Below are 561 nucleotides of genomic sequence, written 5' to 3' on the forward strand. Positions count from 1 at the left end.
AATTCTTCTTCGTCGGTTCGGTGACGAGCGCAATGTCACCGGCAAGAGCGTGTTCGGAGGTCATGCCGACAGTGCACCACAGTCTGGATGGGTGGGTGTCCTGGCGCCGCGACCGCGCGCGGGTCTGCTCCGCCGGCGCGGCGAACAGTCAGCGATCGCCAGCGCACGCGATGGCCTGGCCTTCTGCTGTCCGGGAGACGTCAGTGAGGCCGGTGGTGGCATCAGACCATACGTCGAGTAGCGCATGGTGGTGACTGACCGCGAGCACCCCCAGGCCGCGCCGGGTTTCCTCGGTGATGACCGCGGTCAGCGCGGCGGTGGTCGCGGGGTCGAGCATCGCGGTCATCTCGTCGCAGATCAGGTACCGCGGCTGCTGGACGAGAGCGCGGGCGAGGCAGGCGCGCTGCAGCTGGCCGTCGGACACCTGGTGCGGTCGCCGGGCGAGGAGATCGTCGGTGAGCCCGACGCGCGCGGCGGCGGCCCGGACGGCGGCGGTGCGGCCGCCCCGCGTGTGGAGCGGCTCGGCGATGATCCGCTCGAGCGTCCACCGACCGGTCACCG

General features: G+C 71.3%; 1 protein-coding gene. It reads right to left on the reverse strand.

Annotated features, from left to right (window positions below; all coding sequences use genetic code 11):
- Nucleotides 1-148: 148 nt before the first annotated feature.
- The coding region (locus AC1DQC_RS20135; RefSeq protein ID WP_477052995.1) for an ATP-binding cassette domain-containing protein at nucleotides 149-561 on the reverse strand (413 nt) is incomplete at its 5' end.

The organism is Cellulomonas sp. P4_H12 (assembly GCF_056400905.1).